The following is a 7,357-nucleotide window of genomic DNA, read 5'->3' on the forward strand; positions in this document are numbered from 1 at the left end:
GGGCCGGGGCGCTCAAGGGTTATGTTCGGGCCCGCTTCGAGCTTCCCGATCCGGTATGGGTGGCGGAGATCGATCTTTCGGCCTTGCTGGATCTTCCGGAAAAACCCAAACTCTATCGGAAATTGCCCCGTTATCCGGCTACCTCACGGGATCTTACCCTCATTATTTCCGATTCGCTGCCGGCCGGAGAGATCTTGCAATTTATCCGGAATCTGGATATTCCTTATCTGGAGAGGGTGGAGGTGGTGGATGTATATCGGGGCGAGCCCATTCCCAAAGGAGAAAAGAGTCTCACCCTGCGTTTTCTCTATCGTTCTCCCGAGCGCACCCTTAAGGACGAGGAGGTAAACCGGATTCAGGAGGAGGTCTCCGAGAGGATTATGGCCCATTTCAGGGCCCGTCCGAGGTAAAAGATGAAGGGAAGGAAGACGGTCACCAAGCGGGATCTGGCCCGGAGGCTCCACGAAAGGTTTGGTTTTTCGGAACGCAGTATGTATCGTTTTGTGGATGTGCTTCTGGAGGAGATCAAGATCGCACTTGAGCGGGGAGAGGAGGTAAAGATACATCATTTCGGGGTTTTTCGGGTGCATCGACGCAAACCCCGTCGGGGGGTCAATCCCAGGACCGGGGAGAGTATTATTATCCCCGGGGCACGGAAGGTGCTCTTCCGTCCGGCCCCTACGCTCAAGGCCCTTTTACATGCCCAGGAATGAGGGAGTCCGTTATCACACCATCAGCGAGGTTTCCGAGCTTCTCGGGGTGGAGCCCCATGTAATTCGTTACTGGGAGAAGGAATTTCCGCAATTAAGGCCCCGTCGCATAGCCGGTCGTCGTTTTTACGGTTCCAAGGAGATAAAGTTGCTGCGCCGGATAAAACATCTTCTATACGAGAAGGGATATACCATTTCCGGGGCCAGGAAGGTTCTGAGCGGCGACGATTCCGGAGAGGTCTCCTGCAGGGAAATACTGGCCGAGGTGCGCCGGGAGCTGGAGGAACTCTATCGGAGCCTTTCTTGAATCTGGACTTGACAAATCCAGTTTAAAAGTTACTATATCTGATATAGTAAATCCACAAAAGGAGGTTTTAAGATGGCCGAGAGGTTGGGGATTTATAGGTGCAATGTATGTGGAAACATAGCCTTGGTGCTTAACGCCGGTCGCGGCGAGCTGGTTTGTTGCGGAAAACCCATGGAAAAACTCGAACCCGGAACTACGGATGCGGCGGTGGAAAAGCATGTTCCGGTGATCGAAAAGGTGGAAGGGGGCTACAAGGTGAGGGTGGGAAGCGTTCCCCATCCCATGGAAGAGAAACACTATATTCAGTGGATCGAGCTTCAGGCCGAGGGAAAGTCCTATATCCAGTTCCTCAAGCCCGGTGAGGCCCCGGAGGCCTTTTTTGCCGTAGAGGCCGAGAGGGTCACCGCCCGGGAATACTGTAACCTCCATGGACTTTGGGCTTCATCCACAGATTAAAAAATTTAGGTTAAGGGGGGAAGATAATGAAAAAATATCAATGTAATGTTTGCGGCTATATTTACGATCCGGCTCAGGGGGATCCGGACCGAAATTTATCTCCGGGAACAGCCTTTGAGAATCTCCCCGAGGACTGGACCTGTCCGGTCTGCGGAGCAGCCAAGAGCGAATTTTCCCCCTACGAGGAGTGATCAAAGAAAACGGAATCTGAATTTCTTTAAAAAGGAGGGATAGTTATGGGAGCGGTGAAAATCAAAGATGGATTCTACTGGGTGGGGGCGGTGGACTGGAACGTGCGCGATTTCCACGGTTACACCACCCATCGGGGAAGCACCTATAATGCCTATCTTCTGGTGGATTCGGAAAAGACCGTGCTCTTTGATACGGTAAAAGCCGGTTTCTTTGAGACCCTGATGACTCATATCCGGGAGGTGATCGGGGATCCGGAGAAGATCGACTATCTGGTGATCAACCACATCGAGCCCGACCACGGCGGGTCCATCGCCCGGGTGGTGGAGGCCGTAAAACCGGAAAAGATCTTCTGCACCCGGAACGCCCGTCTGGGGATGATCGGCTACTTCCACCGGGAGGACTGGCCCTTTGTGGAGGTCAAGACCGGGGATGAGCTAAAGACCGGGACCCGGACCATAAAATTCATCGAGACCCCCATGGTCCACTGGCCGGACAGCATGGTCTCCTACATCCCGGAGGATAAAATTCTCATCTCGCAGGATGCCTTCGGGGAACACTATGCCACCAGCACCCGTTTTGACGACGAGGCCAACTTCTGTGAGCTCTTCCAGGAGGTGGCCAAGTACTACGCCAACATTGTGCTCCCTTTTTCGCCTCAGGTTCAGAAGGTGCTCAAGGCCATTAAGGACCTGGGCCTTGAGATCGAGATGATCTGCCCGGACCACGGGGTGATCTGGCGCAGACATGTGAAGGAGATCGTCGAGGCCTACGACCGGTGGAGTCGTTATGAGGCCAAGCCCCGGGTGCTGGTGATTTACGACACCATGTGGGCGAGCACGGAGATGATGGCCTGGGCCGTTTATGAGGGAGCGGTGAAGGAGGGGGTGGAGGCGGAACTCTTCAAGCTTTCGGTCTCGGACGAGACCGAACTTATGGCCGAGGTGCTGGAGGCGAAGGGTATTGCCTTCGGCTCTCCCACCCTTAACAACGGGCTCCTTCCCACGGTGGCCGGTTTTACCACCTACATGAAAGGGCTTCGTCCTCGCAAGAAGCTGGGGCTGGCCTTCGGTTCTTACGGCTGGAGCGGAGAGGCGGTAAAGCATCTGAACAAGATCTTTGAGGAGACCAAGACCGAGCTGGTGCATGAGGGCTTCAAGGTGAAGTATCGTCCCACGAAAGAGGATCTTGCAAAGTGCGAGGAACTGGGGCGGCTTCTTGCCCGCAAAGTAAAAGAGGCCTGCGGTGTCTAGGGTAAGGGATTTTCGGCGGGAGGTCTGGGAGGTCCTTTCTTCGGCCCCGGACCTCCCGCGGCTCCTTGAGACCTTGAGGCGTTTTCCGCCGCGAAAGCTGGTCAGTCCCCTCATCGGGGCCTTCTGTCACCGCGAGGAGGTGGTGCGCTGGCGAGCCATACTTTCCCTGGGTCCCACGGTGGCCCGTATCGCCGAGGAGGATCTCGAGGCTGCCCGCGTTGTGATTCGGCGTCTCATGTGGATGCTTAACGAGGAATCCGGGGGCATGGCCTGGGGGGCGCCGGAGGGGATGGCCGAGTGTCTCTACCACCACCCGAGGCTTTCCGAGGAATACACTTCCATCCTGGTCTCCTATCTTCGACCCGATGGAAACATGCTGGAGTATCCTCCGGCCCAGCGTGGGGTGGCCTGGGGCATAGGGCGCCTTGCGGAAAGAGAGAGGGAGAGGCTACTTACGTTTCGGGCCCATGAATACCTAAAACCCCTTCTTTCCTCCCCAGATTTTGCGGTGGCCGGGCTTTCGGCCTGGGCTCTGGGAAGGATGGCTCCCTTTCCGGAACAAAAGTTTATCATTCCCAGGCTTGAGGCTCTGCTTTCCCGCGAGGAAGAGATATTTTTTTATGATGGAAATCGGCTGTCCCCGCATCCGGTAAGGGCCCTGGCGAAAGAAGCCCTGGAGTTAATGGGCGGGGGTTAGTTTTTCCACCAGCTCGAAGGTGATCTGCCGGCGGCGGAGATTTACCTCCCTTACCCTGACCCGCACCCAGTCGCCCAGGCGAAAGATCTTTCCGGTGCGGCGGCCTACCAGGCGGTGGTTCTTTTCGTCCAGAAAATAATAATCGTCGTGAAGATCCACCAGACGCACCAGGCCGGAGACGAAGTATTCCTCAAGCTCCACGAAAAACCCGAAGGCGGTCACTCCGGAGATGATCCCGGTAAAGGTCTCTCCGATATGATCCCGCATGAAGCGCACCTGCACCCGTTCGAACATCTCGCGCTCGGCCTCCATGGCTGTGCGTTCCCGCTGAGAGAGGTGTTTTCCCATCTCGGTGAGTTTTTCGTAAGGGTAGGGCGGGCGCTTGCGCCTGAGGGCGGCCTTGAGTACCCGGTGGACCACCAGGTCGGGATAACGCCTTATGGGAGAGGTGAAATGGCAGTAACAGTTTGAGGCCAGACCGAAGTGCCCAATGTTTTCCGGGGAATACTGGGCCTGTTTCATGGAGCGCAAAAGAAGCATGTTTACCAGATAGGCATAGGGTTTCCCCGCGGAAAGTCTCACCACCTCCTGTACCCAGGAGGGATCGGGCTCCAGGGGAACCTCTAGATCCAGCCCCAGGGTGCGGGCGAATTCCACGAATTCCTTAAGTTTAAGTGGCTCAGGGGCTTCGTGTACCCGGTAAAGAAAGGGGTAGCCCCGATCCTCAAGGAATCGGGCCACGGCCTCGTTGGCCGCAATCATGAATTCCTCGATGAGGAAGTGGGCGAGGTGTCTTTCCCGGCGGACGATGTCGGTGATCTCACCCTGAACATCCAGGCGCACCTCCGGTTCCGGAAGGTCAAAGTCGATGCTTCCGCGGGAAAGTCGTCTTTCCCGAAGGAGCATGGCCAGCTCCGCGGCGTTCTCAAGCATCCGGAGCAGGGACTTATATTTCCGCCGGAGCTCCCGGTCGCGGTCCACCAGCATGGCCTTGACCTCGGTGTAGGTGAGACGGGCGTGACTGAAGATCACCGCCGGATAGAATCTACTTTTCCGGACCCGACCCTCGCGGTCAAAATCTATTTCCACGGCCATGGCCAGGCGCTCTACCCGGGGATTGAGGCTACAGATGCCGTTAGAAAGTTTTTCCGGGAACATGGGGACCACCATATTCGGGAAATAGACGCTGGTTCCCCGGAGGTAGGCCTCCTCGTCAAGGGCCGAGCCCGGAAGCACATAATGGGAGACGTCAGCGATGGCCACATAGAGCTTGTAGCCGGTGCGGGTGCGCCGTACGCACACGGCATCGTCGAAATCCCGGGCGTTTTCCCCGTCGATGGTTACCAGAGGGACCCGGGTTAAATCCCGGCGTCCGGTTTTATCCTCCGGACGCACGGTGTCGGGGATCTGCCGTAGTTCTTCCCGTACCCTGCGGTTCCAGCGGTGGGGGAGCTCGTAATTGTAGATCACGGCCCGGGCCTGGGTTTCGAGATCCTCCGGATCTCCCAGCACCTCCACCACCCGACCCTCGGGGATCCGGCGTCCGGGAGAAAAATCGGTGATCTCCGCCACCACCAGGTCTCCGTCCTCGGCTCCGCGGGTCTTGTCCGGGGGGATGAGGATCTCGATAGGGAGTCGTTCGTCCTCGGGGATTACGGTAGATACCCTACGGCTTCGATAGAAAAAGCCCACGATCTTCTTGCGTCGGCGCTCCAGGATGCGAATGACCGTGCCCTCCGGGCCTTTTTTGGTTCGGCGTTCTATGCGGGCCACCACCAGGTCGCCATCCAGCGCCCCCTTGAGCCTCCCCGGAGGAATAAACACCGAGGGTGTGTTTTCGTCTTCCGGATTTACGAAACCGTAACCATCGGGATGTACGGAAAGCCTTCCGGCCACCAGTTGCATGTGCTCCGGAAGGCCGTAACGCCGCCCTTTGATATGGACCAGGAGGCCCTCTCCGACCATGCGTTTTATAAGACGCCGGAAGGCGGCCCTTTCAGTTTTGGGGATATGAAGCAGGTGATAGAGTTCCCGCAGAAGAAGAGGTCTTCCGGCTTTTTTAAAAGCCTCTCTTATTTTTTCTTCTAGGGATTTTTTACGACCTTTAGCCACCGAGGATCAGCGCAGAAAGTTGATGAGGGTGATAAGAAAAGCCAGAAAACCGAAACCGACGCCCATAAACCACTGAAGGAAAGAAAGCCGTTTGTCAAGCGCCTCGAAGCGTTTTTCCATAGCTTCGAAGCGCTGCTGGTTGGCCTTTTCCATGGCCTCGAAGCGCTTATCCATGGCCTCGAAGCGGGCATTCATTTCGCGGAGGAGGGAGAGCTGGATCTCCCGCAGGGCTTTTAGCTCTTCCTCCACCCGCACGATACGCTCAAGAAGAGAGAACTCACGGGCCCGTTCCTCGTTGCGGCGTATATAGTCCTCCACCGCTTTGGATATAAGGGAGGCGGCCTTGGTCTCGAGGATCCTTTCTATCAGGGTTTCAAGATTTTGATTTTCCACCTGCATACCTTCAGAATAATAACAAACGGGTGAGAGGTAAACCCCTCACCCGCTCTATGCTTCAAAATTTATTCGAAAATTTACCGCTTGAGGTTGATGAGCTCGTCCAGCATGGTGTCGGTTACGGTGATGATGCGGGCGTCGGCCTGGAAACCCCGCTGGAAGATGATCATCTTCACGAACTGTTCTCCCAGGTCCACATTGGATTGCTCCAGGCTATTGGGGGCAATGGAGCCCAGGCCGTTGGTGCGCGGCTTTCCGGTAATGGGAGGCCCGGAACCCGTGGTCTCCCGATAGAGGTTACCGCCCACTTTGTCCAGTTTTTCCGGGGCGTTGAAGTTGGCCAGCGCCACCATCCAGAGGGGGATAACCCGGCCGTTGGAGTAATGTCCGGTGATCACCCCGTCGGTATCCACGGATACCGTCTCCAGCGACCCGGGGCCGAAACCATTCTGGTCGAAAAAGATGGTGGAGTTACTGGTAGCATACTGGGTAGTACGCACCGACTCCGATCGCCAGGAGTCCTTGTAGTAATAACCGAAGTTGAGTTCGATCTGTTGCAGGGCCTTGGCATTAGCCCCCTGATCCTGTTCGGAGCCGGCGGGGTAATTATCCACCAGATCAATACCCAGAAAATCGGCAATAAGAAGAGGGTAACCATTGGCCCCTAGGGCATTGAATCCATCCACCGGATCCGGCACCGGGTTGCCGTTGGTGCCCACAATCTCTACCGGAGCCCCGGTATTGGCATCCAGGCGGTAGGTCTCATAAAAATTTTTGACATTACCCTGGTTGTCGAAGGAAAGCCGGCCATACATCAGGACCCCGCGTTTGCTTGCCGCATAGGTGGCTCCCGAAGGAACATCTTTGTTCACGGTGATACTCCCCTCCTGGGTGGTCCACTGCATGGGATCGGTGTCCCTCACGAAATCCCTCTGGTCCTCGCTGGGGTTACAGGTTACCAGAAACTCATAGGTATTGTCCTTGGTGGTGGTATCGTAATAGATGGTGATCTCATGCGGGGTCCCCAGAGAGTCATAAACCGTAAGGGTGGTGCGATAGGTATATTCGGTGGAGGCCAGGGGGGTTTCGTTGCGGGCATCCCATCTATCAAGCAGGGTGGAAACCTCCTGCAGGGCATAGCGGGTGTCATTTAAGCTGGTACCGGCGGTGGTCCCCGAGGTGGGGATCTGGGACCAGTCGATGTTTACCCGCTGGGTGGTTCCGTCCAGGAAGAACC

Annotated in this window: 9 protein-coding genes and 1 pseudogene; 7 read left to right on the top strand and 3 right to left on the bottom strand. The window is 56.3% G+C overall.

The genetic code is table 11. The features are described 5' to 3' along the window. From F8J34_RS02490 to F8J34_RS02520, 7 genes and pseudogenes are all read left to right on the top strand, one after another. A pseudogene (locus F8J34_RS02490) lies at window positions 1-410 on the top strand (hypothetical protein); the annotation flags it as partial. Between the two features lie 3 nt (window positions 411-413). Then, window positions 414-713 carry an HU family DNA-binding protein gene (locus tag F8J34_RS02495; RefSeq protein ID WP_297056208.1) on the top strand — a complete coding sequence of 100 codons (300 nt, stop codon included), beginning with the start codon at window positions 414-416 and terminating at the stop codon, window positions 711-713. After that, entirely contained in the window at window positions 700-1,017 is a 318-nt protein-coding gene (locus tag F8J34_RS02500) for a MerR family transcriptional regulator (RefSeq protein WP_297056210.1), read from the top strand. The genes F8J34_RS02495 and F8J34_RS02500 overlap by 14 nt, the downstream gene beginning before the upstream one ends. A gap of 72 nt (window positions 1,018-1,089) precedes the next feature. Then, entirely contained in the window at window positions 1,090-1,473 is a 384-nt protein-coding gene (locus tag F8J34_RS02505; protein ID WP_297056211.1) for a desulfoferrodoxin, read from the top strand. Window positions 1,474-1,499: 26 nt separating this feature from the next. Continuing rightward, window positions 1,500-1,664: a rubredoxin gene (rd, locus tag F8J34_RS02510; RefSeq protein ID WP_297056213.1), complete on the top strand. Its 165-nt coding sequence runs from the start codon at window positions 1,500-1,502 to the stop codon at window positions 1,662-1,664. A gap of 45 nt (window positions 1,665-1,709) precedes the next feature. Next, entirely contained in the window at window positions 1,710-2,915 is a 1,206-nt protein-coding gene (locus F8J34_RS02515) for a flavodoxin domain-containing protein (protein ID WP_297056215.1), read from the top strand. After that, the gene (locus F8J34_RS02520; RefSeq protein ID WP_297056216.1) at window positions 2,908-3,612 is read left to right on the top strand and encodes a DVU0298 family protein; all 705 of its coding nucleotides are present in this window, start codon (window positions 2,908-2,910) and stop codon (window positions 3,610-3,612) included. The genes F8J34_RS02515 and F8J34_RS02520 overlap by 8 nt, the downstream gene beginning before the upstream one ends. Here F8J34_RS02520 and rnr read toward each other — a convergent pair. The 3 genes from rnr to F8J34_RS02535 form a co-directional block, all read right to left on the bottom strand. After that, window positions 3,595-5,724 (bottom strand): ribonuclease R, encoded by a 2,130-nt coding sequence (gene rnr / locus F8J34_RS02525; protein ID WP_297056218.1) that lies wholly within the window; start codon window positions 5,722-5,724, stop codon window positions 3,595-3,597. The genes F8J34_RS02520 and rnr overlap by 18 nt on opposite strands. A gap of 6 nt (window positions 5,725-5,730) precedes the next feature. Then, window positions 5,731-6,123, bottom strand: coding sequence for a hypothetical protein (locus F8J34_RS02530; RefSeq protein ID WP_297056220.1), 393 nt, complete (start codon window positions 6,121-6,123; stop codon window positions 5,731-5,733). A gap of 74 nt (window positions 6,124-6,197) precedes the next feature. Then, window positions 6,198-7,357: flagellar hook-basal body complex protein (locus F8J34_RS02535; RefSeq protein WP_297056222.1), on the bottom strand; the 1,160-nt coding region annotated here is incomplete at its 5' end.

The organism is Thermosulfurimonas sp. (assembly GCF_015491435.1).
Taxonomy (GTDB): Bacteria; Desulfobacterota; Thermodesulfobacteria; order Thermodesulfobacteriales; family Thermodesulfobacteriaceae; genus Thermosulfurimonas_A.